This is a genomic window from Blastococcus sp. CT_GayMR16, assembly GCF_004570875.1.
In the GTDB taxonomy this organism is placed as follows: Bacteria; Actinomycetota; Actinomycetes; order Mycobacteriales; family Geodermatophilaceae; genus Blastococcus_B.
On the sequence record NZ_SPQK01000013.1, the window covers coordinates 1 to 23,706 of the forward strand.

Annotated in this window: 27 protein-coding genes and 1 rRNA gene; 18 read left to right on the plus strand and 10 right to left on the minus strand. The window is 73.9% G+C overall.

Translation table 11 applies throughout. The annotated features are described in order from the left end of the window. Positions 1 to 3 precede the first annotated feature (3 nt). Positions 4 to 120 (plus strand): 5S ribosomal RNA (gene rrf, locus E4P38_RS14305). Between the two features lie 176 nt (positions 121 to 296). Here the strand turns inward: rrf and E4P38_RS14310 are convergent. Genes E4P38_RS14310 through E4P38_RS14320 form a run of 3 tightly spaced genes read right to left on the minus strand, consistent with a single transcriptional unit; the run spans position 297 to position 2,274 of the window. Beyond that, the gene (locus tag E4P38_RS14310; RefSeq protein WP_135132492.1) at positions 297 to 992 is read right to left on the minus strand and encodes a hypothetical protein; all 696 of its coding nucleotides are present in this window, start codon (positions 990 to 992) and stop codon (positions 297 to 299) included. Further along, positions 992 to 1,915, minus strand: coding sequence for an ABC transporter ATP-binding protein (locus tag E4P38_RS14315; protein WP_135132493.1), 924 nt, complete (start codon positions 1,913 to 1,915; stop codon positions 992 to 994). Before E4P38_RS14315 ends, E4P38_RS14310 begins: the two co-directional genes overlap by 1 nt. Then, complete coding sequence (locus E4P38_RS14320) at positions 1,912 to 2,274, minus strand: GntR family transcriptional regulator (RefSeq protein ID WP_135132494.1); 363 nt, start codon at positions 2,272 to 2,274, stop codon at positions 1,912 to 1,914. Before E4P38_RS14320 ends, E4P38_RS14315 begins: the two co-directional genes overlap by 4 nt. Positions 2,275 to 2,450: 176 nt before the next feature. On the opposite strand from E4P38_RS14320, the gene E4P38_RS14325 reads away from it, so the two are divergent. From E4P38_RS14325 to allB, 7 genes are read left to right on the plus strand one after another with little or no spacing between them, the layout of a single operon-like run. Beyond that, positions 2,451 to 2,753 carry an urease subunit gamma gene (locus E4P38_RS14325; RefSeq protein ID WP_135132495.1) on the plus strand — a complete coding sequence of 101 codons (303 nt, stop codon included), beginning with the start codon at positions 2,451 to 2,453 and terminating at the stop codon, positions 2,751 to 2,753. Beyond that, the gene (locus E4P38_RS14330) at positions 2,750 to 3,052 is read left to right on the plus strand and encodes an urease subunit beta (protein WP_135132496.1); all 303 of its coding nucleotides are present in this window, start codon (positions 2,750 to 2,752) and stop codon (positions 3,050 to 3,052) included. Before E4P38_RS14325 ends, E4P38_RS14330 begins: the two co-directional genes overlap by 4 nt. Continuing rightward, on the plus strand, positions 3,052 to 4,773 hold the full coding sequence (locus E4P38_RS14335; protein WP_135132497.1) for an urease subunit alpha: 1,722 nt from the start codon (positions 3,052 to 3,054) through the stop codon (positions 4,771 to 4,773). The genes E4P38_RS14330 and E4P38_RS14335 overlap by 1 nt, the downstream gene beginning before the upstream one ends. A gap of 13 nt (positions 4,774 to 4,786) precedes the next feature. Beyond that, positions 4,787 to 5,464: an urease accessory UreF family protein gene (locus tag E4P38_RS14340; protein WP_135132498.1), complete on the plus strand. Its 678-nt coding sequence runs from the start codon at positions 4,787 to 4,789 to the stop codon at positions 5,462 to 5,464. Further along, positions 5,454 to 6,131: an urease accessory protein UreG gene (gene ureG / locus E4P38_RS14345; protein ID WP_135132499.1), complete on the plus strand. Its 678-nt coding sequence runs from the start codon at positions 5,454 to 5,456 to the stop codon at positions 6,129 to 6,131. Before E4P38_RS14340 ends, ureG begins: the two co-directional genes overlap by 11 nt. Further along, the gene (locus E4P38_RS14350) at positions 6,128 to 6,841 is read left to right on the plus strand and encodes an urease accessory protein UreD (RefSeq protein ID WP_135132500.1); all 714 of its coding nucleotides are present in this window, start codon (positions 6,128 to 6,130) and stop codon (positions 6,839 to 6,841) included. Before ureG ends, E4P38_RS14350 begins: the two co-directional genes overlap by 4 nt. After that, positions 6,838 to 8,148: an allantoinase AllB gene (allB, locus tag E4P38_RS14355; RefSeq protein WP_135132501.1), complete on the plus strand. Its 1,311-nt coding sequence runs from the start codon at positions 6,838 to 6,840 to the stop codon at positions 8,146 to 8,148. The genes E4P38_RS14350 and allB overlap by 4 nt, the downstream gene beginning before the upstream one ends. On the opposite strand, the gene E4P38_RS22955 is transcribed toward allB, so the two are convergent. Then, a complete protein-coding gene (locus E4P38_RS22955; RefSeq protein ID WP_167760564.1) occupies positions 8,145 to 8,300 on the minus strand; it encodes a hypothetical protein in 156 nt (51 codons plus the stop codon). The two genes, allB and E4P38_RS22955, sit on opposite strands and share 4 nt — an antisense overlap. A gap of 84 nt (positions 8,301 to 8,384) precedes the next feature. Here E4P38_RS22955 and alc point away from each other — a divergent pair, with 84 nt between their 5' ends. The 3 genes from alc (at position 8,385) to E4P38_RS14370 (ending at position 11,329) form a co-directional block, all read left to right on the plus strand. After that, positions 8,385 to 9,503, plus strand: coding sequence for an allantoicase (alc, locus tag E4P38_RS14360; protein ID WP_135132502.1), 1,119 nt, complete (start codon positions 8,385 to 8,387; stop codon positions 9,501 to 9,503). Positions 9,504 to 9,579: 76 nt separating this feature from the next. Then, positions 9,580 to 9,903: a DUF4333 domain-containing protein gene (locus E4P38_RS14365; protein ID WP_135132503.1), complete on the plus strand. Its 324-nt coding sequence runs from the start codon at positions 9,580 to 9,582 to the stop codon at positions 9,901 to 9,903. 37 nt (positions 9,904 to 9,940) lie between these two features. Continuing rightward, entirely contained in the window at positions 9,941 to 11,329 is a 1,389-nt protein-coding gene (locus E4P38_RS14370; protein ID WP_135132504.1) for an 8-oxoguanine deaminase, read from the plus strand. 19 nt (positions 11,330 to 11,348) lie between these two features. Here the strand turns inward: E4P38_RS14370 and egtE are convergent, their stop codons facing one another. The 3 genes from egtE to E4P38_RS14385 form a co-directional block, all read right to left on the minus strand. After that, positions 11,349 to 12,467 carry an ergothioneine biosynthesis PLP-dependent enzyme EgtE gene (gene egtE, locus E4P38_RS14375; protein WP_167760565.1) on the minus strand — a complete coding sequence of 373 codons (1,119 nt, stop codon included), beginning with the start codon at positions 12,465 to 12,467 and terminating at the stop codon, positions 11,349 to 11,351. 73 nt (positions 12,468 to 12,540) lie between these two features. Further along, the gene (locus E4P38_RS14380) at positions 12,541 to 13,254 is read right to left on the minus strand and encodes an anti-sigma factor (protein WP_245161031.1); all 714 of its coding nucleotides are present in this window, start codon (positions 13,252 to 13,254) and stop codon (positions 12,541 to 12,543) included. After that, positions 13,247 to 13,840 carry a sigma-70 family RNA polymerase sigma factor gene (locus E4P38_RS14385; RefSeq protein WP_245161032.1) on the minus strand — a complete coding sequence of 198 codons (594 nt, stop codon included), beginning with the start codon at positions 13,838 to 13,840 and terminating at the stop codon, positions 13,247 to 13,249. Before E4P38_RS14385 ends, E4P38_RS14380 begins: the two co-directional genes overlap by 8 nt. Before the next feature lie 105 nt (positions 13,841 to 13,945). On the opposite strand from E4P38_RS14385, the gene E4P38_RS14390 reads away from it, so the two are divergent. The 5 genes from E4P38_RS14390 (at position 13,946) to E4P38_RS14410 (ending at position 18,086) form a co-directional block, all read left to right on the plus strand. Next, positions 13,946 to 14,443, plus strand: a complete 498-nt coding sequence (locus E4P38_RS14390; protein WP_245161033.1) for a DUF309 domain-containing protein — start codon at positions 13,946 to 13,948, stop codon at positions 14,441 to 14,443. Continuing rightward, positions 14,440 to 14,880, plus strand: coding sequence for an SRPBCC domain-containing protein (locus tag E4P38_RS14395; protein ID WP_167760566.1), 441 nt, complete (start codon positions 14,440 to 14,442; stop codon positions 14,878 to 14,880). The genes E4P38_RS14390 and E4P38_RS14395 overlap by 4 nt, the downstream gene beginning before the upstream one ends. Before the next feature lie 22 nt (positions 14,881 to 14,902). Further along, positions 14,903 to 16,429 carry an NAD-dependent malic enzyme gene (locus tag E4P38_RS14400; protein WP_245161034.1) on the plus strand — a complete coding sequence of 509 codons (1,527 nt, stop codon included), beginning with the start codon at positions 14,903 to 14,905 and terminating at the stop codon, positions 16,427 to 16,429. A gap of 60 nt (positions 16,430 to 16,489) precedes the next feature. After that, the gene (locus E4P38_RS14405) at positions 16,490 to 17,344 is read left to right on the plus strand and encodes a DNA-formamidopyrimidine glycosylase family protein (protein WP_135132509.1); all 855 of its coding nucleotides are present in this window, start codon (positions 16,490 to 16,492) and stop codon (positions 17,342 to 17,344) included. A gap of 88 nt (positions 17,345 to 17,432) precedes the next feature. Next, the gene (locus tag E4P38_RS14410; protein WP_167760567.1) at positions 17,433 to 18,086 is read left to right on the plus strand and encodes an HAD family hydrolase; all 654 of its coding nucleotides are present in this window, start codon (positions 17,433 to 17,435) and stop codon (positions 18,084 to 18,086) included. Between the two features lie 5 nt (positions 18,087 to 18,091). Here the strand turns inward: E4P38_RS14410 and E4P38_RS14415 are convergent, their stop codons facing one another. The 3 genes from E4P38_RS14415 to E4P38_RS14425 all read right to left on the minus strand — a co-directional run bounded on the left by E4P38_RS14415 (position 18,092) and on the right by E4P38_RS14425 (position 22,680). Beyond that, complete coding sequence (locus tag E4P38_RS14415; protein ID WP_245161035.1) at positions 18,092 to 19,303, minus strand: MBL fold metallo-hydrolase; 1,212 nt, start codon at positions 19,301 to 19,303, stop codon at positions 18,092 to 18,094. Positions 19,304 to 19,430: 127 nt separating this feature from the next. Continuing rightward, complete coding sequence (locus E4P38_RS14420) at positions 19,431 to 21,893, minus strand: ABC transporter permease (protein WP_135132510.1); 2,463 nt, start codon at positions 21,891 to 21,893, stop codon at positions 19,431 to 19,433. A 4-nt stretch (positions 21,894 to 21,897) separates the two neighbouring features. Next, positions 21,898 to 22,680 carry an ABC transporter ATP-binding protein gene (locus E4P38_RS14425; RefSeq protein WP_135132646.1) on the minus strand — a complete coding sequence of 261 codons (783 nt, stop codon included), beginning with the start codon at positions 22,678 to 22,680 and terminating at the stop codon, positions 21,898 to 21,900. Positions 22,681 to 22,882: 202 nt separating this feature from the next. Here E4P38_RS14425 and E4P38_RS14430 point away from each other — a divergent pair, with 202 nt between their 5' ends. Continuing rightward, positions 22,883 to 23,233, plus strand: coding sequence for a hypothetical protein (locus tag E4P38_RS14430; RefSeq protein WP_135132511.1), 351 nt, complete (start codon positions 22,883 to 22,885; stop codon positions 23,231 to 23,233). Continuing rightward, the gene (locus E4P38_RS14435) at positions 23,230 to 23,706 is read left to right on the plus strand and encodes a hypothetical protein (RefSeq protein WP_135132512.1); all 477 of its coding nucleotides are present in this window, start codon (positions 23,230 to 23,232) and stop codon (positions 23,704 to 23,706) included. Before E4P38_RS14430 ends, E4P38_RS14435 begins: the two co-directional genes overlap by 4 nt.

Below are 23,706 nucleotides of genomic sequence, written 5' to 3' on the forward strand. Positions count from 1 at the left end.
AGTTACGGCGGCCATGGCGAGAGGGAAACGCCCGGTCTCATTCCGAACCCGGAAGCTAAGCCTCTCAGCGCCGATGGTACTGCCCTGGAGACGGGGTGGGAGAGTAGGACGCCGCCGGACAACCATTACCGAAGGGGCCCCAGCATTCGTGCTGGGGCCCCTTCGTCATGCCCGGAGAACGCGCCGAATGGTCGGACCGCGGCCGGTGCTCTGGGTGCCGAGTGCGCCTGACCTATGCAGCGGGCCCCTGCTCTGTCACGTGCCGGAGCAGGGGCCCGAGTGTCGTGCGATCCGGGTCAGGGGACCACCCGACGGAGGACGGCGAAGGACGCGGCCGCGATGACCGCGGCGAACGCCACGGGCAACCCGAGGGCGAGGGTCGTGACGGACTGGTCCGCGAACCAGCGTCCGATCGCCGGCCAGGCGTCCGCCCAGGTGAGCAGGATGCCGAGCCCGCCGAGGACGACGGTCGACGCGATGGACAGGATCCAGACGCCGGAGGGCCCCCAGCGCTTGGACACCACCCCGCACGCGATCCCGGCGAACGCGAACGCGAGCACCGGTGCGCCCGACACGAGGACCTGCAGCGCCGGGTTGTCGACGTCCAGCGGCCCCGGCGCCCAGAAGGACATCTGTGCCCCCCAGCCGCCTGTGGCGTCCTCGACGGACGTGAGCGCGGAGATGCCCACGCCGTAGATGAGGGCCTCGACGACGGCGACGAGTGCCGTCCCGGCGTAGAAGGCGCGGCGGCTCAGGCCCATGCCCATCCCGAACGGGAGGAGCTGGGTCACCGCCTGGAGGTAGCCGATCAGGAGCGTGATGTAGAGGGCCAGGATGCCGCCGGTGAAGCCGCCGTCCTGTTCGCCGGCCGGCGTGAGGTGCCAGACAGCCAGGTTGATGGTGAAGCTCAGGCCGACGATCACCCAGGGCATCGCGAGCGAGACCAGGGGGTGGACGAAGTGCAGGCGCGCTGCCTGCAGGACGCGGTTCATCAGGAGACCTCCTCGAGGTCGTCGGAGGCGGCAAGCCGCATGGGGCTGGGCGGAGCCGGGGTCTGCAGGCTCATCGCCACCACCAGCTGCTGGAGGCTGGTTGGCTCGACGGAGAGGCCGTGCACCGCGGCGGCGTGACGGTCGGCGGTCCCATGGAGGCGGACGACGGCCCGGCTGTGGCCGCCCAGGGACTCGGTGTGCAGCAGTTCGTGCTGCCGGGCGAACGAGCGCACCTCCTCCCCCGGGCCGCTGACAGTGACCGCACTGCCGCGGAGCGACTCTGCGTCGGCGTCCAGGAGCACCCGTCCGTGGTCGATCAGCAGCACCCGCTCCAGCAGGCCGGCGATCTCCTCGATGAGGTGCGTCGAGAGGACGACGGTGCGCGGGTGCTCGGCGTAGTCGGCGAGCAGCCGGTCGTAGAACAACTGCCGTGCCACGGCGTCCAGACCCAGGTAGGGCTCGTCGAACAGCGTGACCGGCGCCCGGGAGGCCAGGCCGATCACGATGCCGACCGCGGACGTCATACCGCGCGACAGCTTCTTGATCGGCCGCTTCGCCGGCAGGTCGAAGTCGCTCATCAGACCGGCCGCGAGGTCGGCGTCCCAGTCGGGGAAGAGCATGGCCGCGGACGTCAGAGCGTCGACCACCCGGAAGTGGTCGGGGTAGCGCTGCCCCTCCTTGATGAAGCACATCCGGCTCAGCACGCCGTCGTTCTCGTACGGGGCGGCGCCGAAGACCTCGATCCGGCCCTGGCTGGGCACGCGGTGGCCGGTCAGGAGCTGCATCAGCGTCGTCTTGCCCGCGCCGTTGCGACCCAGCAGCCCGGTGATGCTGTCCTGCTCGAACACGGTCGTGACGTCGTCCAGGGCGGTGATCTCCCGGAAGCGCATCGAGACGTGGTCGACGGTGGCGACGGCGGTCATCGCGCGCCCTCCCAGTCGTTGATCATCCCGGCGAGCTCGCGTACGGAGATCCCGAGCTTCTCCGCCTCGGTCATCAGCGGGCGCACGTACTGGTCGGCGAACTCGCTCCGGCGGCGCTTGAGCAGCTGTTCGCGGGCGCCCGTGGCGACGAACATCCCGACTCCTCGTCTCTTGTAGAGGACCCCGTCAGCGACCAGTTGGTTCAGGCCCTTGGCGGCGGTCGCGGGGTTGATGCGGTGGAAGGCGGCGAGCTCGTTGGACGAGGGCGCCTGGGTCTCCTCGGCGAGGGACCCGTCGACGATCGCGTTCTCGATCTGGTCCGCGACCTGCCGGAAGATCGGCCCGGCGTCCTCGTTCACGCCGTCCGCCGGTCGATACCAGGGGAGACCTGGTCCCTTGGTTCGTTACCCATGTAATGAACCATAGGACCACCCAGCAGCGACGCGCAAGCACTCATTCGCGGAGCCGGGCAACAGCCCCGTCACACATCGGGGTTAGCGTCCGGGCTCCGCCGACGTCCGGAGGTCCGCTCGCTGTGCACCTGTCCCCGCACGAGCAGGAACGGCTGCTGCTCTCCTACGCCGCCGAGCTGGCCCGCCGCCGCCGGGCGCGCGGCCTGAAGCTCAACCTGCCGGAGGCGACGGCGATCGTCACCGACCACGTGCTGGAGGGCGCGCGGGACGGCGTCCTGGTCGCCGAGCTCATGCAGTCCGGCCGCACGGTCCTCACCCGGGACGACGTCATGGACGGCGTCCCCGAGCTGCTGGAGGAGGTGCAGGTGGAGGCGACCTTCCCGGACGGGACGAAGCTGGTGACCGTCCATCAGCCCATCCAATGATTCCGGGTGAGGTGTTCCCCGCCGAGGGGGTCATCGAGACGCTGCCGGGCGCACCGCGGATCGAGCTCGAGGTGTCCAACTCGGGTGACCGGCCGGTCCAGGTCGGCTCGCACTTCCACTTCGCCCAGACGAACAAGGCCCTCGTGTTCGACCGGGAGGCCGCTCACGGCCACCGGCTGGACATCGCGGCCGGCACCGCCGTCCGCTTCGAACCGGGGATCACCCGGAGCGTCACGCTCGTCCCGCTGGCCGGCGCGCGCGTCGTCCCGGGCCTCACCGCCGAAGGGGGCCTCCTCTAGTGGTCCAGCTCAGCCGCGAGCGCTACGCCCAGCTCTACGGGCCGACGACCGGCGACCGCGTCCGACTGGCCGACACCAACCTGGTGATCGAGGTGACCGACGACCTGTCGGGCGGACCGGGGCGGGCGGGCGAGGAGGCCGTGTTCGGCGGCGGCAAGGTCATCCGCGAGTCGATGGGGCAGGGCCGGGCCACCCGGGCCGAGGGCGCCCCCGACCTGGTGATCACCGGCGCCGTCGTCCTCGACCACTGGGGCATCGTCAAGGCCGACGTGGGCATCCGCGACGGCCGGATCGTCGCGCTGGGCAAGGCGGGCAACCCCGACACCATGGACGGCGTCCATCCGGGCCTCGTCATCGGACCCGGCACCGAGGTGCTCTCCGGCAACGTGAAGATCCTCACCGCCGGCGGCATCGACTGCCACGTCCACTTCATCTGCCCGCAGATCGTCCCGACGGCGCTGGGCTCGGGCGTCACCACGCTGATCGGCGGCGGCACCGGCCCGGCCGAGGGCTCGAAGGCCACCACGATCACGCCCGGCGACTGGTACCTGGCCCGCATGCTCGAGGCGATGGACCCCCTGCCGGTCAACGTCGCGCTGCTGGGCAAGGGCAACACGGTGAGCCGGGCGTCGCTGGTCGAGCAGTTGAAGGCCGGCGCGAGCGGCTTCAAGCTGCACGAGGACTGGGGCTCGACCCCCGCCGCGATCGACGCCGCGCTGACGGTGGCCGGGGAACACGGGGTCCCCGTGGCGCTGCACAGCGACACCCTCAACGAGGCCGGGTTCGTCGAGGACACCCTCGCCGCCATCGCCGGGCGGAGCATCCACGCGTACCACACCGAGGGTGCCGGAGGCGGTCACGCGCCGGACATCATCACCGTCGCCGGCCATCCGAACGTGCTGCCCAGCAGCACGAACCCGACCCGGCCGCACACGGTCAACACCCTCGACGAGCACCTCGACATGCTCATGGTCTGCCACCACCTCGACTCGAGCGTTCCCGAGGACCTCGCCTTCGCCGAGAGCCGGATCCGCCCCACCACGATCGCCGCCGAGGACCTGCTGCACGACCTCGGGGCCATCTCGATGATCGGCTCCGACGCGCAGGCGATGGGCCGGGTCGGTGAGGTGGTGCTGCGCACCTGGCAGACCGCGCACGTGATGAAGGCCAAGCGCGGATCCCTGGCCGGGGACGGCGCGGCCGACAATCTGCGCGCCCGCCGGTACGTCGCCAAGTACACGATCTGCCCCGCCGTCGCGCACGGCATCGACGGCGAGGTCGGCTCGGTCGAGCCCGGGAAGCTGGCCGACCTGGTGCTCTGGGACCCGAAGATGTTCGGCGTCCGGCCGCACGTCGTCTTCAAGGGCGGGATGATCGCCTGGGCGCAGATGGGCGACGCCAACGCGTCGATCCCCACCCCGCAGCCCGTGCTGCCCCGGCCGATGTTCGGCGCCTACGGCAAGGTCCCCGCCATGACCAGCGTCCACTTCGTCTCGCCGGCGGCGATCGAGGCCGGGCTCGCCGAGCGGCTGGCCGTCGACCGGCGGCTCGTCGCCGTCACCGACACGACGCGGCTGACCAAGGCGGATATGCCGGAGAACACGGCGCTGCCCGACATCCGCGTCGACCCCGACACGTTCACGGTCTCCGTGGACGGCGAGGTGTGGGAGCCCGAGCCGGTGCGCGAGCTGCCGATGGCCCAGCGCTACTTCCTGTTCTAGGGGGCCCTTTCCTATGAACTCAGCGCTGCTCACGCTCGCCGACTCGCGGCTCCCGGCCGGCGGGCACACGCACTCCGGTGGCGTCGAGCAGGCGATCGCGGCCGGGGTGGTGCATGACCCGGGATCGCTGGCGGCGTTCCTGCGCCGTCGGCTGGCCACCTCGGGGGCGGTCGCCGCCGCGTTGGCCACCGCGGCCTGCGCTGCCATCGGTCCCGACGAAGGGGGCCCGGAGGGCGACAGTGTCATTGCGGACCTGGCGGCACTCGACGTGGAGGCAGATGCACGGACGCCGTCGCCGGCGCTGCGGGCGGCGTCCCGGCAGCAGGGCCGTGGCCTCGTCCGGGTCGGCCGCCGCGCCTGGCCGTCGGGCGCCTGGAACGCGCTACCGGCACTCCCCCACCACCCCATCGCGCTCGGCGTCGCCGCGGCGGTCGCCGGACTCGGCCCGCGAGATGCCGCGCAGGCCGCTGCCTACCTGTCGATCAGCGGGCCGGCGACGGCGGCGCAGCGCCTGCTCGCCATGGACCCGCTCACCGTCGCCGCCGTCACCGCACGGCTGGCGCCGGAGATCGACGCGGTCGCCGACGGCCTTCATGGTCATGACGGCCCCATCTCGGCCGCCACCGATCCCCTCCTCGACCTGCTGGCCGAGGTCCACGCCGCACGGAAGGACAGGTTCTTTGCCTCCTGACCACAACCTGGACGACTACGTCGACCCCTATGAGCACGGACACCGCCACGGCGGCCCGCTGCGGGTCGGTCTGGGCGGTCCCGTCGGCTCGGGCAAGACCGCGCTGGCTGCGGCGCTCTGCCGGACGCTGGGGGAGGAGTACGACCTCGCCGTTGTCACCAACGACATCTACACGACCGAGGACGCCGACTTCCTGCGCCGCAACGCCGTCCTCCCCGACGACCGGATCGAGGCCGTGCAGACCGGCTGCTGCCCGCACACCGCGATCCGCGACGACATCACCGCCAACCTCGACGCCGTGGAACTCCTGGAGTCGCGGCACCCGGGGCTGGAGCTGGTCCTGGTCGAGTCGGGCGGGGACAACCTCACCGCGTCGTTCAGCTACGGGCTCATCGACGTCCAGGTGTTCGTGATCGACGTCGCCGGCGGGGACAAGGTGCCGCGCAAGGGCGGCCCCGGTGTGACCGCCGCCGACCTGCTCGTGGTCAACAAGACCGATCTCGCGCCGATGGTGGGTGCCGACCTGGACGTGATGCGCCGCGACTCCGCCGCCGTGCGGGGCGGCAAGCCGACCCTGCTGATCTCGCTGCGCGAGGACCCGACGGCCGCCCCGGTGGCGGAGTGGGTGCGTGAGCAGGTGCGGGCCCGGGCTCTGCAGACTACGTGAAGACGTTCGTCGAGATCGTCGCCCGACCGGGCCCGGGTGGGCTGACGGTCCTGCCGGTGGTGCGGGCCAGCGGCCAGCTCGCCGTGCGCCGCACCGGCCCGACCACCGTGCACCTGGTCGCCACCGCCTTCGGTCCGCTCGGCGGGGACGACGCCGAGGTGTCCCTGGTCGTCGAGGAGGGCGCGTGCCTCGCCGTCCGGTCGGTGGCCGCCGCGATCGCCCTACCGGCCCGCGGTGCCATCGCGCCGTCGGCGCAGCGGATCACCGCCTCCGTCGACGGCGTGCTCGACCTCCGTCTCGAGCCCACGGTGGTGGCGGCCGGCGCCCACCACCTCGCCGGGCTGACCGTCGACCTCGGCCCGGCCGGAGCGCTGACCGCCACCGAGCAGGTGCTCCTGGGCCGCACCGGCGAGGAGCCGGGCCGGTGGACCGGGACCGTGCGCGTCGTCCGGGAGGGACGCCCGCTGTTGAACACGACGGTCGGGCTCGGACCCGACCAGCCCGCGTGGTTGCCACCGGTGGCCCCGCGGGCCTATGCATCCACGGTGCACATCGGCGACGACGAGGCGGACGTCCTGACGGGGGACGACGCCGTCCGGCTACCCCTCCCCGGCGGCTGGGTGACGACGGCCTGGGGATCGGAGCTGCACCGGGTCGTCCGGGCCGCGACCCTGCTCACGCCGGGTGCGCCGGTGCGGGTGCCGGCATGAGCGGTCTCGTCGTCCGCGCCCGTCGGGTGGTGCTGCCCGACGGGGAGCGGGCCGCCGCCGTGCACACCGAGGACGGGCGGATCACTGCCGTCACCGCGTTCGACGACGCGCCCGCCGACGCCGTCACCCTGGCCGACGACGAGGTGCTGCTGCCGGGCCTGGTCGACAGCCATGTGCACGTCAACGAGCCGGGGCGCACCCACTGGGAGGGCTTCGCCTCCGCCACCCGCGCGGCGATCGCCGGGGGCGTCACCACGATCGTCGACATGCCCCTGAACTCGATCCCGGCGACGACGTCGGTCGAGGCGTTGCACGTGAAACGAGAGGCGGCGAAAGGGCAGGTCGCGGCCGATGTCGCCTTCTGGGGCGGGGCCGTGCCCGGCAACCTCGACCAGCTGCGGCCGCTGCTCGACGCGGGCGTCGTCGGCTTCAAGTGCTTCCTGCTCGACTCCGGCGTGCCGGAGTTCCCGCCGCTGGACGAGGCCGGGCTGCGGGCGGTTCTCGCCGAACTGGCGGCCGTCGACGGGCTGCTGATCGCCCACGCCGAGGACGCCGACGTGATCGCGGCCGCGCCCGACCCCGTCGGCCCGAGCTACGCCGGTTTCCTCGCCTCGCGTCCGGGTGCGGCGGAGGAGACGGCGATCGGCCGGCTCGTGGCTGCGACCCGCGACACGGGGGCGCGCACCCACGTCGTGCACCTCGCCGACGCCGACGCGCTCCCGCTGCTGCGCCGCGCCCGCGCCGAGGGGGTGCAGATCACCGTCGAGACCTGCCCGCACTACCTGACCTTCGCCGCCGAGGGGGTGCCCGACGGGGCGACGTCCTTCAAGTGCTGCCCGCCGATCCGCGAGGTGCGCCACCGCGAGGGGCTGTGGTCGGCGCTGACCGACGGCGACGTCGATCAGGTGGTCAGCGACCACTCCCCGTGCACGCCGGACCTCAAGCGGCTCGAGGACGGCGACTTCGGCGCGGCCTGGGGCGGGATCGCCTCACTGCAGGTGGCCCTGCCCGCGGTCTGGACCGGCGCCCGGGAACGCGGCATCGCCCTGGCCGAGATCGTGCGCTGGATGGCCACGGCGCCGGCGCGGCTGGCCGGGCTGTCCACGAAGGGCGCGATCGAGGTCGGGAGGGACGCCGACCTGGTCGCATTCGCCCCCGACGAGCGCTGGACGGTGGGCGACCTCGAGCACCGCAACCCGGTCACGCCCTACACCGGGCGGTCACTGACGGGCGCGGTCCGGCGGACGTGGCTGCGCGGCGAGATCGCCGACGGCTCCCCGATCGGACGACTGCTCGACCGGGGTTAGGCCTCGCTGCCCTTGCGCGTCTCGTCGAAGGTCTTCGGGTCGGACTGGTCGCCGCCCTCGGGGTCGGGATTGCCGAGGGCGGTCTCGGCGGGCAGGTGCTCCACGTAGTCCTTGGCGCGGGCTTCGAGGTCGTCGCGGTCAGGCGTCGTCATCAGTGCTCCCAGCGGTGAGTGCGAGGTCCGGGCCCCGTCGTGCCACAGTGATCCGCGCCGATCCGCAGCACAAGAGGGAGCTCGATGACCGACTTCACCCGTCTGCCCGATCTGGCGAGCCGTGCGCTCGGCGGCGCGGTGGTGGCGGCCAACGACGAGTTCTTCGCGGCCCGGGAGAACCTCGTGCTGCCCGAGCCGGCGGTCGAGCGCACCGAGTTCGGCCACAAGGGCAAGGAGTACGACGGCTGGGAGACCCGCCGCCGCCGCACCCCCGGCCACGACTGGGCGATCGTCCGGCTCGGCGCGCCCGGCATCGTGGGGGGCATCGTCGTCGACACCGCGTTCTTCAGCGGCAACTATCCGCCGCACGCCTCGCTCGACGGCGCCGCGATCGAGGGGCACTGCTCGGTCGACGAGCTGACCAAGGCCGACTGGCAGCCGCTGCTCGCGCTGCACGACCTGGCCGGCAACACCCACAACCACTTCCCGGTGTTCTCCGACCGCCGGGTCACCCACGTGCGGCTCAACATCCACCCGGACGGCGGGGTCGCGCGGCTGCGGGTGCACGGGACGGCGCTGCCCGACCCGAGGCTGGTCGACGCCGGCCCGTTCGACCTGGCGGCACTGGAGAACGGCGGCCTGGTCACCGGGGTGAGCAACGAGTTCTACGGCCGGCCGTCCCAGCTGATCGCCCCGGGGCTGGCCCGTTCGATGGGGGAGGGCTGGGAGACCGCCCGGCGGCGCGATTCCGCCAACGACTGGGTCGAGGTGCAGCTGGCCTGCGAGGGCGTGGTGACCCTGCTCGAGCTGGACACCTCCTACTTCCTCGGCAACGCCCCCGGCACCGCGGCCCTCACCGGCAGCGGGCCTGCCGGCGAGGTCCCGCTGCTGCCGCGCACCCGCCTGCAGCCCGACACCAGGCACCGCTTCGTCCTGGAGGGCGCGCCCGGCGTCGACCGGGTGCGGCTGGACGTCTACCCGGACGGCGGCATGGCCCGGCTGCGGTTGTGGGGCCGTCCCACGCCCGCGGGGCGGGCGGCCCTGGGGCGGCGGTGGTTCGACGCGCTGCCCGACGTCCAGGCGCTGGAGGTGCTCGGCTCGGTCGGGGTGCCCCCGCAGGAGGCCGGCCGCCTGGTCGGCGCCCGGCCGCTGGGCGCGGACCTGCCCCCGCAGGTCGCCCGGCTGCTCGACGGGCCCGCCTGAGGTCGCACGCGAACCCGTGGGCGTGGGGCGTCGGCGTCGATAGGGTCGCCCCTTCCGTTCCCCCCGAGGAGCTGCCGTGTCCCGCCGCCTTCGCGAGCTCGCCGTTCTCCCGTTCCTGCTCGCCGGCCTGGCGGCCTGCAGCGCCAGCGTCGGCAGTACCTCCACACTGAGCGCCGACGAGGTTGCGTCCAGCGCCGAGGACGCGCTGGAGGAGCAGATCGGCGTCCGCCCGACGATCAGCTGCCCGGAGGACCTCGAGGCCAAGGTCGGCGAGGAGGCCCGGTGCACGCTGACCGGCGGTGACGACCCGACCGAGTACGGGGTCACCGTGCGGGTGACCTCGGTCGACGGCAACGACGCGACCTTCGACGTCGAGGTGGACGAGGAACCGCTGGGCTGAGGGGCCCGGCGCCCGCCCGAAACACGACGTCGGCAGGATGCCGGGTGTGGAGAGCCCCGTGCGCGCCGACCTGCTGATCACCGACGCCGAACTCGTCGCCACCGTCGACGACGCCCGCCGCGAGATCGCGGGCGGCTGGGTCGCGGTCACCGGCGGCGCGATCAGCGGCGTCGGCGGGCCGGGTGACCACACGCCCGACGCCGTCCGCACCATCGATGCCCGGGGCTGCCTGGTCACACCGGGGCTGGTCAACACCCACCACCACCTGTACCAGAACCTGACCCGCGCCTTCGCGCCCGCGCTGACCGGCGGGCTCTTCGACTGGCTCGTGACGCTCTATCCGCTGTGGGCGCGGCTCGACGAGGAGGCGGCCTACGTCAGCGCCTACGTCGGGCTCACCGAGCTCGCGCTCGGCGGCTGCACGACGTCCACCGACCACCTCTACGTCCATCCGCGGGGCGCCGGCGACCTGATCGCCGCCGAGGTGGCCGCGGCGCGCGACCTCGGCATGCGGTCCCACTTCACCCGCGGCTCGATGTCGCGGTCGGTCAAGGACGGCGGGCTGCCACCGGACAGCGTCGTCCAGGACGACGACGAGATCCTCGCCGAGTCCGAGCGCCTGGTCGCGGCCCACCACGACCGGACCCCGCTGGCGATGACCCGGATCGCGCTCGCGCCGTGCTCGCCGTTCAGCGTCTCGACGTCGCTGATGAGCCGCACCGCGGAGCTGGCCGAGCGGCTCGACGTCCGGCTGCACACCCACCTGGCCGAGACCCAGGACGAGAACGACTTCTGCCTGTCGCAGTTCGGCCGGCGTCCGGTCGACTACCTCGCCGACGTCGGCTGGATGAGCGACCGGGTGTGGCTGGCCCACGTCGTCTGGCCTTCGGCGGAGGAGGTCACCCGCCTGGGTGCGGCGCGGGTCGGGGCCGCGCACTGCCCGTCGTCCAACATGATCCTGGGCAGCGGGCTGTCCCCGGTCGCGGAGCTCCGGGTCGCGGGCGCGCCGGTGGGGCTCGGCGTGGACGGGTCGTCGTCGGCGGACTCGGCATCGCTGTGGCTGGAGGCCCGGACGGCGATGCTGCAGGGGAAGCTGCGCCACGGCGCCGGCTCGATGTCGGCCCGCGACGCCCTGGAGATCGCCACGCGCGGCGGCGCCGCGTGCCTGGGCCGCACCGGTGAGATCGGTGAGCTGTCGGTCGGCGCGTGCGGCGACCTGGTGGTCTGGCCGCTGACCGGTCCGGCGTTCGCCGGCGCGCTCTCGGACCCGGTCGAGGCATGGCTGCGGTGCGGACCGGTGGCGGCGCTGCACACCGTCGTCGGCGGCCGGCTCGTCGTGGAGGACGGCGTCCCGGTGCACTCGGGCCTCGACGAGCAGCTCGCCGTCCACCGCCGGGTGTCCGGGGCGATGCAGTCAGCCCTCTGAGGGGCCTTGATGAAGGCCCCTACAGGGCGGCGGCGAGCGCCTCGAGGTCGTCGATCGAGGCGTCGAGGTGCGGGGAGACGCGCAACACCGGGCCGGTCATCTCGCCCGGTGCCCGCTCCGGCCCGATCGCGCTCAGCACGATGCCGTGCTCGGTGAGCAGCCGGGTGCGGGCGTCGACGACGTCGACGCCGTCCGGCGGGGTGAGCGTGGTGGTCGCCGTCGGCTCGTCGACCGGCTCGATGACCCGCCAGCCGCCGACGCCGTCCAGGATCTCGCGGGTCGCCCGGCCGATCGCGCCGAGGCGTTCGCGGACCCGGTGCGGTCCGGCCGCGAGGTGCTCGCCCACGGCCACCACCAGGCCCACCCGGCCGGCCACGTGCGCCTCTCCGGACTCGAACGCCCGCATCGGCGGCACACCCTCCGGCTCCGGCAGCACCGGGGTGAGCTGCCGGGCGAGCGCCGGCCGCACGCACAGCACGCCGACCCCGCGCGGGCCGGCCAGCCACTTGCGCGAGGTTCCGTAGACGACGTCGGCCCCCAGGTCGGTGTCGGCGTGACCCAGCGACTGGGCGGCGTCCAGCACCAGGGGCACCCCCGCCTCCCGGCACAGCGCGGCGATCTCCGCGGCGGGCTGGAGCACCCCGCGGTGACTCGGGATGTGCGTGAGGTGGACGAACGCCGGCGGATCGTCGGCGAGCAGGCGGGCGACCGCGGCGACGTCGGCCCGGCCGACGCCGTCCACCGGCAGGGGCTCGGGGCGCAGACCGTAGGTGCGCAGCTGGGCGATGTTGGGCGCGTACTCACCCGGCAGGCAGGCCACCCGCGACCCGGCCGGCAGCCGCCAGCCGGTCAGCAGGGCCACGAGGGCGGCCTGCGCGGATTCTCCGAACGCGACGTCGGCGGCGGCCATCCCGGCCAGCCCCCCGATGACCGACCGGCCCTGCTGGAGCAGGTCGTCCGACGCGGCCTCGGCCACGTAGCCGCCGAGCTCGGCCTCGTGCCGGGCGTGGTGCGCGGCCGCCTCGAGGGCGCGATGGCTCTGCCGGCTGGACGCGGCGCTGTCGAGGTGCCGGCCGGCCGGCCGGGGACGGGCCTTGCGCCAGGATGCGCCCAGGTCCTCGTGGGGGAGGTCGCTCATGGCGTACATCTTTGCGGCCCCGTGCCGGGGCCCGCCGCGAGCGTGCGAGGGGTGGGGGGCACGGGGTCCTTTTTCAGCTCTCCAGCTGCCCGCGGGCGACCGAGACCCCGGAGTGCAGCGGATCGCCGTCCAGCGGCTCCACGGAGACGTCGACGACCGGGAACTCCCCGAGGTCCAGGTCGGCGGGCAGCTCGAAGGTCTGGGTGCCCGACCGCGCGATGCCGAGGGGAACCATGTCGGTGATCGACGGCTCGATCAGCCACACCTCGTAGTAGCCGTCGTCCAGGGCAGGGGCGGTCAGCTGGACCTCCAGGGCCCGGGAGCCGTCGTCGCGCACCACGACCTCCGCCCGGCCGGACGCGTCGTTCTCGTCGAGCGGGTCGAGGGCGACGGTCTGGACGGCGTCGACCCCGTCGTCGGAGTCGCGCAGGACGGCGACAGCCCCGGCCCCCACGACCGCGCCGACCAGGACCGATGCGGCGACGAGCAGCAGCGGACGACGGCGCGCACGGAACGGCACGATCTCGGCGCCGGCCGGGGGGTCGGCCGCGGCGGGCACCCCGGTCGCCGCGGCGGGCACCCCGGTCGCTGCGGCGATGGCGTCCCAGACGTGCGCCGGTGGCTCGACCGGGGCCCCCGGCGCGGCGAGCAGGGGGACGGCGACGGCGTCGACGGCGCGCTGGAGCGAGGCGACCTCGGCGGCACACGCGCCGCAGGAGTCCAGGTGGGCGGCGTCCTCGGCCGGGAGGGGCTCGCGGAGCGCGGCCAGGGCCAGCTGCTCAGGCATGCAGTGCTGCACCGTCCACCTCCAATCGGCTCCGCAGGCGTTCCAGGGTGCGCCGGATGTGGGACTTGACCGTGCCGAGCGGGATCCCGGTGCGGGCGGCGATCTGGGCATGGGTGAGGTCCTCGAAGAACGCGAGCTCGATGATCCCGCGCTGCGGCTGGCCAAGGAGGTCCAGCTCGTCGAGCACCAGCATCCGGTCGGCGACCGCCGTGTCGACCCCGGCGGTGACCGGCGACGGCCCGGCCTGCAGCTGCGACGCAGCTGCCTCCGCCTCGCGACGCTGCTTGTCGCGGCGGGCCCAGGTGTCGGAGATCTTGTGCCGGCAGACCCCGACCAGCCACGCGGGGAGCGGTCCCTTGTCCGGCCGGTAGCCGGCGCGGCCGGTCCACGCGGAGACGAAGGTCTGCTGCGTGACGTCCTCGGCGTCGGGTCCGGGACCGAAGGCGCGCACGGCCATGCCGTGCACCTGACCGGCCCACCGCTGGTAGGCCAGCGCCAGGGCGCTCTCGTCACCCGCCGCGAAGCGCTGGGCGATCTCGTCGTCGCGCGGTCCCGGCGCTCCGTTGCGCGCCGGGCCGGGATCCACGACACCGACGCTACCCAGGCGGGGGCGCGACCGGGTCAGCATCTGGCTCACGGTGCCCTTCGCCCCCGCACCGTCCGCCGGATGCACTGGGGGAGGATCAGGGCCGTGACCAGCGGCCGGGACCGGGACGACGAGGGCCGCGCGCGCAACGCCCGCCCTCGTGACGCGCTCGGCCGGCCCCTGCCCTACGGCGCCGCCGGCGAGGAGCGGGCACCGGAGGGCGTCGTCCGCCCGCCGGCGCAGGCGCTCACCGAGGCGCAGCATCTCCTGGACGCCGGACGGCCGTTCCACGCCCACGAGGTGCTCGAGGACGCCTGGAAGTCCGCGCCCGAGGCCGAGCGGGAACTCTGGCGGGGGCTGGCCCAGTTGGCGGTCGGGCTGACCCACGCGATGCGCGGCAACGCGCACGGTGCGGCGACCCTGCTGGAGCGCGGCGCCGGCAACATCGAGCCCTACGCAGCCGCGCCGCCGCACGGCATCGACGTGGCGGGGTTGGCCCGCTGGGCACGGGAGCTGGCTGCCGCCCCCCGGCCCGACCTGGGTCCGCCCCGGCTCCGCAGGTCTGGCACGGCATCGGCCGCCGGAGCAGACTGCCGGGGGTGAGGAGCTTCGAGGCGGCCACGCGGATCGATGCCGGGCCGGCCGACGTGTGGGCCCTGCTCATCGGCGTCGGACAGTGGCGGGACTGGGACTCCGGCGTGGACCGCGTCGACGGCCGGGTCACCCTCGGAGAACCGCTCACCATCTACGCCACGATGATCCGCAGCCGTCCGTTCACGGTCACCGTCACCGAGATCCGGCCCCGCGAGGCGATGCGCTGGCGGGGCGGGCTGCCGTTGGGTGTGGCCACCATCGAGCGCACCTACTCCCTGGACGCACAGGACGACGGCGGCACGGTGCTGACCGTCCGCGAGGACCACTCCGGTCCGCTGGCCGGCCTGCTCGGCCGGACGACGCCGGATCTCAACCCCTCGTTCCGCCAGTTCTGCGCCGGCCTCAAGGCGCGGGCCGAGGGCAAGGTCTCCCGCCCCGCGACCTGATCGGGCAGGTCGCGGTGAGACCATGGGCGCCGATATGAGCCACGACATCGCGCCCGACATCGCGCCCGCCACCGCATCCGGCGACACCTCCCCCGGAGAGCCCGTGTCGGCTCCCCGCGGGCCGGTCACCTCCGCCTCGTACTCGATCACCGTCCGGCTGACCGCCGACGGCGATCCCGCCAGCATCGGCCGCATCGCGACCGCCGTGGGCACCGCCGGCGGGGCCGTGACCGCGATCGACGTGGTGGACAGCCGCTCCGACGGGCTCACCGTCGACGTCACCTGCTCGGCCGCTGACGCCGCCCACTCCGAGGAGATGGTCGAGGCGCTGCGCGCCGTCCCGGGGGTGAAGGTCCGCAAGGTCAGCGACCGCACGTTCCTGCTGCACCTCGGCGGGAAGATCGAGGTCGGCTCCCGCGTGCCGCTGAAGACCCGCGACGACCTCTCGATGGCCTACACGCCCGGGGTGGCGCGGGTCTGCCTCGCGCTGGCCGACCACCCGGAGGACGTCCGCCGGCTGACCATCAAGGGCAACACCGTCGCGGTCGTCACCGACGGGTCCGCCGTCCTGGGGCTCGGCGACATCGGCCCGGGCGCGTCCCTGCCGGTGATGGAGGGCAAGGCGGCGCTGTTCAAGCGGTTCGCCGACATCGACGCCTGGCCGATCTGCCTGGACACCCAGGACGTCGACGAGATCGTGCGCACCGTCGAGCTCATCGCGCCCGGCTTCGGCGGCATCAACCTCGAGGACATCGCCGCCCCGCGCTGCTTCGAGATCGAGGCCCGGCTGCGCGAGAAGCTCGACATCCCGGTGTTCCACGACGACCAGCACGGGACGGCGATCGTCGCGCTGGCGGCCCTGACGAACGCGCTGCGCGTGGTGGACAAGCGGCTGTCCGACGTGAAGATCGTGGTCGCCGGTGGCGGCGCGGCCGGCACCGCGATCGTGCACCTGCTGCTGGAGGCGGGCGCCGGTCAGGTGCTGGTCTGGGACCGCGAGGGCATCCTGTCGCCCGACGACGACCGGCTCGGCCCCGCGAAGCGCGACCTGGCGCAGCGGACCAACCCCGGCCGCGAGCGCGGGGAACTGCCCGACGCCCTCACCGGTGCCGACGTGTTCATCGGGGTCAGCGCCGGCAACGTGCTCGCCGTCGAGGACCTCGCCCGCATGAACGAGCGGGCCATCGTCTTCCCGATGGCCAACCCGACGCCCGAGGTCGATCCGGTGCGGGCCCGCGAGTACGCCACCATCGTGGCGTCCGGCCGCTCGGACCTGCCGAACCAGATCAACAACGTGCTGGCGTTCCCCGGGGTGTTCCGCGGCCTGCTCGACGCCCGGGCCACCGAGATCAGCGACGGGATGCTGCTCGCGGCGGCCGACGCGCTGGCCGCCGTCGTCCGCGACGACCAGCTGAACGCCAACTTCATCATCCCGAGCGTCTTCGACCCGGCGGTCACGGCCGCGGTGGCCGCCGCCGTCGCCGAGCAGGCCCGGGCCGAGCCCGGCGCGACCGCGAGGGTCCGGGACGAGGACGACGTCACCGCTTAGGACGTCCCCTGATCGTGGTGGGAGCCCGGAGGGCGACGATCTGCAGAGCATGATGGTCGGGTGCCCGAATTGCCCGAGGTGGAGGCGCTGGCCGCGTTCCTCCGCGAGAACGCCGTCGGCCGTGTCATCACGCGGATCGATCTCGCCGGTATCCAGTCGATCAAGACGTTCGACCCGCCGCTGTCAGCGTTCGCGGGCCTCGAGGTCACCGGGGCGAGCCGGCACGGGAAGTTCCTCGACCTCGACGTCTCCGGGCTGCACCTCGTCGTCCACCTGGCGCGGGCGGGCTGGCTGCACTGGCGGGAGAACCTGCCGCCCGCGCCGCCCAAGCCGGGCAAGGGACCGCTCGCGCTGCGGGTGCACCTCGACAACGGCCAGGGCTTCGACCTCACCGAGCAGGGCACGCGCAAGGGGCTGGCGGTCTACGCCGTCCGGAATCCGTCCGAGGTGCCCGGCATCGCTCGCCTCGGGCCGGACGCGCTCCAGGTCGACCGTGAGCAGTTCGCCGCGCTGATGGGCAGCCGCAGCGGGCAGGTGAAGGGCGCACTCACCGACCAGACGTTGGTGTCCGGGGTCGGCAACGCCTACTCCGACGAGATCCTGCACGCCGCCCGGCTGAGCCCGTTCAAGATGGCGAACAAGATGGACGAGGACGAACTGGTCCGTCTCTACGACGCGATGCGCGCCACGCTGACCGACGCGCTGGAGCGCCAGGTGGGTCAGAAGGCCGCGACGCTCAAGGGCGAGAAGCGGTCCGGCCTGACGGTGCACGCACGCACCGGCCTGCCGTGCCCGGTGTGCGGCGACACCGTCCGCGAGGTCTCCTTCGCCGACACCTCGCTGCAGTACTGCCCGACCTGTCAGACCGGCGGCAAGCCGCTGGCCGACCGGCGGATGTCCAAGCTGCTGCGGTGATACAAGGACCCCCTCCTTCTCACCCCTCGCACGCTCGGGGCGAGCCTCGGGACGGGGCCGGGACGAGTGCACCTGCACACTGCATTCCGTGCTGGTCACCTTCGACCTGTTCAGTGCGCTGATCGACTCCCACATGGGGGCCTCCGCGGTGCTCGACGGGCTGGCGCGTGCCCGCGGGTGGCCGGTCGACGGCGGCGTCCTCTACGACGAGTGGGACGTGCGGAACAAGGCCTCGCAACGGGATCTCCCGTCCTGGGTGCCGTTCGCGGAGCACTGCCGCCGGGCCCTCTCCGCCACCTACGCCGAGCTCGGCCTGGACGGGGACGCCGACGCGGACGTCGCCGTCCTGCGGCGCTCGGTCGGCGACTGGCCGCTGTGGCCCGACGTCGCCGAGGAACTGCCGCGGATCGCGGCCCGGCACCGGGTGGGCGTGCTCTCCAACGTGGACGACGACGTCTTCGCCCGCACACAGGTGGCCGCGCTGGTCGCCGACGACGACGTCCTCACCTCGGAGCGCCTGCAGGCCTACAAGCCGGGCCCCGAGATCTACCGGCGGGCGCGGGAACGGGCGGGTGGGGAGCTGGTGCACGTGCCCACGTCGGCGCGCGACGTGCGCGGTGCGCTGGAGGCGGGCCTCGACGTCATCCACCTGCGCCGTCCGGGGCACACGCTGGACCCGTCCGGGCCGGTCCCCGACCGGGTGGCGGGGGATCTCGCCGAGGTCGGCCGCCTGCTGGGCTGACCTCTTCAGCCGCCGATCCGCAGCAGGCGCGTCGCCGCGCGCACCAGGAGCGCGCCGCCGGGACCCGAGCCGTGCACGCCCTCCGGCGGCGCCTCGGCCGAGCCGACCGCCGTCCACCAGTCGCCGAGCTCCGGCGGGTCCAGCACGTCGATCCGCTGACCGGGCAGCGGGACGACGACCGTCGCCCCGACCCGCCCGGCGGCGGCCAGCAGTCGCTGCACGGGCTCGGCCCAGCGGTGGAAGGCGAGGTTGAACGTGGCCCAGTGGATCGGCAGGAGCACGCGGCCGCCGAGGTCGCCGTGGGCCCGCATCGCCTCCTCCGGGTCCATGTGGATGGCGTGCCAGGCGTCGTTGTAGGCGCCGATCGGCAGCAGGGTCAGGTCGAAGGGGCCGAACCGGGCGCCGATGCCGGCGAACGCGGGGGTGTAGCCGGTGTCCCCGCCGAAGAAGACCCGGTGCCGCGTGCCGGTGATCGCCCACGAGGCCCACAGGGTGGTGTCCCGGTAGAAGTAGCGGCCCGAGAAGTGCCGCGCCTCGGTGCAGGTCAGTGTGAGACCGCCGATCGTGTGCGACTGGTCCCAGTCGAGCTCCACGATGCGGTCCTCCGGCACGTGCCACTTGCGCAGGTGCTGCCCGATCCCGAGGGGGACGACGAACGGCGCGGTCTGCGTCCGGAGCAGCTCCCGCACGGTCGGCAGGTCCAGGTGGTCGTAGTGGTCGTGGGAGATCAGGACGACGTCGACCTGGGGGAGGTCCTCCAGCGGGACGGGCGCCGGGTGCAGCCGGGTGGGCCCGAACACCGGCGACGGCGAGACGCGGAAGCCCCACACCGGATCGGCCAGCACCCGTTGTCCGTCGATCTCGATCAGCGCGCTGGCGTGGCCGAGCCAGGTGACAGCCAGCTCTGCGGCGTCGGCGGGGAACTCGCTCGTGGCCAGCGGGATGGGCGCGCCCGGCAGGCCGACGTGGCGCTGGTCGTGCCACTGCCGCAGCAGCCCGTCGCGGGTGTTCGCCGGAGCTAGCGCGGGGGTCTCGAGGGTGTTGTGGAACTTGCCCCCGGAGAAGTGCGGGGACCCGGCGACCACCGGCCGCAGCCAGCGGCGGTGTGCGCCGAGGGCGGTGGGCAGCCCCCAGGCGGCGCGGGTCACCCAGCCGACGGGCCCGGCGAGGACGGCGGCGGTGAGTGCGACGCGGCGGAGCAGTGAGCGGGACGACACGGTTCCAGTGTCCCAGCCGAAGCTGGGTGTCCACCGCTGTTCCGGACAACGTCACACCGGAGGGCGAGATCCGCACACTCGCCGCCATCAGGTAGCTGATCGGGGCGAGTGTGCAGATCTCGGCGGATCAGGCGGCGATCGCGGCCACTGGTGAGGTGCGGGCCGCCCGCCGGGCCGGGAGCACCGAGGCCAGCAGACCGGCGAGCGTCGCGACCACGACGATCGCCGCCACCTGCAGCCACGGGACGGCGAGCACGATCTCGCCGATCTCGCCGAGCACCGACGCTGCCCCGATCAGCCCGTACGCCCCGCCGAGCAGCACCCCGAGGACTGCGGCGACCCCCGCCACGAGCACCGCCTCCCAGGCCAGCAGCCTGCGCAGCTGCCCGCGGGTGAGGCCCAGGGCTCGGAGCAGACCGTTCTCCTGCCGCCGCTCGACCACCGAGAGCGCCAGGGTGTTGCCCACGCCGATCAGCGCGATGACCACGGCGATGCCGAGCAGGCCGGTGACCACCAGCAGGAGCAGGTCGAGGACCTCGTTGATCTGATCCCGCAGGGTGACCACGCCCGTGACCTGGGCCGACGGGGCGACGTCCGCGGTGACGTCGGTGATCCGGTCGACCGTGTCCACCTGGCCGTCCGGGTCGGCGTCGGCCAGCCGCAGCCAGACCTCGCCGATGCCGGCGTCGGGCCGCAGCGTCGTCAGGTCCGCGGCGGTCAGCACCAGCGGCTGGTCCTGGTCCACCACCGCGACGCTGAGGTCCAGCCGCCGGTCGTCCTGGGCCAGGGTCACCCGGTCCCCGGTGCGCACCGACCACGAGTCCGCCAGCCACTCCGGCAGCAGCGCCTGACCGGGCTCGGGCAGGACCGTCTTCCCCGCCGACCGCAGGGTGGGACCGGCCTCGGCCGGGTCGATGCCGAACGCGTACATCGGCTGACCGTCCGGCCCGGTGACCTCACCCGCGAGGACGACGTTGCCGCGCTCCACTCCGTCGACGTCGGCGAGCCTGCCGGGCAGCGACGCGGGGAGTTCCTGGCCCTGGACCACGACGTCGGTCGGGAACTCGGCGGCCAGGTTCGCCGTCGCCGTGGCCCGCGTGGAGGCCGAGCCGACCACCATCGCCGTCGTCAGCGTGACGCCGATCAGCAGGGCCGTGGCCGTCGCCGCCGTCCGCCGGGGGTTGCGGGTGGCGTTGCCCGCGGCGAGCCGGGCCGGCACGCCGCCGAACCGCCCGGCCAGCCGGCCAGCGGCCGCGACGACCGGTGGCACCGCCCGCTGGGCCAGCAGGACGACGCCGAGGAAGCTCAGCACCCCGCCGGGCAGGGCGACCAGCACATCGGCCATCGCGACGCCCATGGCCAGCAGGCCGACGCCCGGCAGCAGCAGGAGCAGTCCGAACACCAGCCGCAGGACGCCGTTCCGGGAGCGCAGCGGTGCCGGGTCGACGGGGCGCATCGCCGCGAGCGGGGCGACCCGGGTGGCGCCGCGCGCGGGGGCGAGGGCGGCCAGGAAGGTCACCGCCGTCCCGAGGACGAGCCCGACGAGGACGGCGTAGAGCGGCACCGAGACCCCCGACAGCGGCACCGGGGTCTCTCCGGAGCCGACCAGCGCCGAGACCCCGGCCGCGAGGCCGATCCCGGCCAGCACACCGATCGCCGAGGCGACGAGACCGGTGACGAGGGCCTCGCCGAGGACGCTGCGGCGCACCTGGCGCGCCGTGGCACCGACGCAGCGCAGGAGGGCGAGCTCCCGGGTCCGCTGGGCGAGCACCACGGCGAACGTGTTGGCGATGACCAGACCGGCGACGAGCACGGCGACGGTGGCGAACACCAGCAGGACGGCCGCCAGCGCCGTCGAGTTGCCCATCAGCCGGGCTGCCGCGTGCTCCGCGGCCTCGGTGCCGGTGCGCACGGTGACGTCGTGGCCGGCCAGCGCCGTCGCGACGTCCAGCCGCACCTTCTCCGGTGCGACCCCCTCTGCCCCGGCGATGCGCAGCTCGGTCGGGTCGGTCGCTCCCCACGACCGGGCCTGGTCCGCCGTGACGAACGCGCGGCCGTACAGCCCCGCCTCGGGGTCGCCGCGCAGGTCGACGATGCCGGTGACGGTCGCCTCGGAGGTGCTCTCGCCGCCGTCGGCGTCGAAGGTCGTGACGGTGAGGACGTCGCCCACGTCGGCGCGGGCGCGTTCGCTGACCGCGACCTCCCCCGGCCGGTCGGGGAGGGCGCCCGCGGCCAGTTGCTGCCAGCGGAGAGCGGGATCGTCGGCGACCGCCTCGACCTGCAGGAACTGTGAGCCGCTCCGGCCGGGCACGTTCGCCTGGACCGAGGTCTGCCAGGACGGCGCGACCGCGCCGACGGAGTCGAGCGCGCTCAGCGTGCCGACGTCACCGGCGAGCGAGTCGCCGTCCGAGCTCACGACGGCGGCGGCGTCGACGTACCGGGCACCGAGGGCGTCCAGGACGGTGGTGCGGGAGGTCTGGTTGAGCACGAGCGTGCCCACCACGAAGCCGACGGCGATGACGACGGCCAGGGTGGAGGCGATCAGCCGCGCGGCGTTCGCGCGGATCTGAGCGAACAAGACGGTGCGCACGGGATCAGGCCCCCAGCCCGGCGAGGGCGTCCAACACGGACTCGGCGGTCGGGGCGACCAGCTCGCCGGCCAGGCGGCCGTCGGCGAGCAGGACCACGCGGTCGGCGTAGGCCGCGGCGGTCGGGTCGTGGGTGACCATGACGACGGTCTGGCCGGTCTCCTTGACGCTGGAGCGCAGCAGGCCGAGCACCTCGGCGCCGGAGCGGGAGTCGAGGTTGCCGGTGGGCTCGTCGGCGAAGACGACGTCCGGCCGGGGCAGCAGCGCCCGGGCGATCGCGACGCGTTGCTGCTGGCCGCCGGAGAGCTCGTGCGGGCGGTGCCCGAGGCGTTCGCGCAGGCCGAGGCGGGCGATGACGGCGTCCATCCACACCCGGTCGGGACGCTGCCCGCCCAATTGCATGGGCAGGACGATGTTCTCGAGGGCGTCGAGCACCGGCAGCAGGTTGAACGACTGGAAGACGAAGCCGATCCGCTGGCGGCGCAGCGTGGTCAGCTGGTCGTCGCGGAGGCTGGTGAGCTCGGTGCCGCCGAGCCACACCTGGCCCTCGGTGGCGGTGTCGAGCCCCGCCAGGCAGTGCATCAGGGTGGACTTCCCGGAGCCCGACGGGCCCATGATGGCGGTGAACTCCCCGCGGGCGAAGGTGACGTCGACCCCCGCTCCGCCGCCACCCGCCCTCCCGCCGAGTGCCTCGACGGCGGTCTCCCCACGTCCGTAGGTCTTGCGCAGACCAGCGGCGCGCACGGCGGCGGTGGAGAGCGACGCCGGTGGCTCGCCGGGCACGGTCATGACGGGGACGGACACGGGGACCTCCGGAAGCAGGTGATCGGAACGGTGATCACGCTGCCGGTCAGGCAGGTCGTCCCGCGTCGGAGCGAGGACCGGTCTTTCGGAACGTCGCGGTACCACTCCGGGTGGACGCCGTGTCATCCTCCGGTCGGTCGGTCGGTCGGTCGGTCGGTCGGTCGGTCGACGAGGTGAGGGGACGGACATGGTGACCGGAGCGCCCGCGCGCCCGCCGACGCAGGGCTGGCAGCACCGGAATCTGGCCGCGATCCTCTCCATCTGGCTGATCGCCGCCTTCCTGGCGATCGGGGCTGCCCTGCAGTCGGACTGGGCGCCGTTCGGCGAGCTGCCGACGGCCGCGCAGGTCCGCCAGGCGCGGACGGACGCGTGGAGTGCCGGAGTGGTGTCGGTGCTGCCGCCGGCCGTGGGCCTCCTGCTCGCCCGGCGGTGGCGGTCGGACGGGTGGACGGCCGCGTTCCTCGTGGGTCTCATGTTCGCCGTCCTGGTGTCCGGCGCCCTGCTGTGGCTGACCGACTCCCCGGTCCGCCCGGGATGAGCGGCGACGGGCTGCCCGGGGACCTGTGGGAAGAGACCGGCGCCGAGGGGGAACCGATCCGGGACCGGCCGCAGGTCTGGCTGAGCGCCGCGCTGACGGTCGTGGCGGTGGCCTTCCTGGCGGTCGCCGTCCACGGCGTGTTCACGGTGGTGGGCGACCTGCTCGGCTGGGCCGGCGACAACGCCCTGCACATCGCTGGAGAGTCGCCGCCCTCCGGCCGGGAGGTACTGCGGGAGGACGTGCTCGCACTCACCCTCCGCGCGTCCTGCGTGGCGGGCATCGGCGTGGTGCTGGGTCTCTGGCGGGGCCGCGGGCTGGCGGTGGCGGTCTTCGGAGGGGCGGTCGTGGTCTCCCTCGTCGTCGGGCTGACCACCTACGCGATCGCCGCGAAGAACCGGCCGGACCGGCCATCCTGGGAGGACGACCCGCGCGGCTGCGTGGAGCTGAGCGGAGAGCCCAGCGACTGTCCCTGA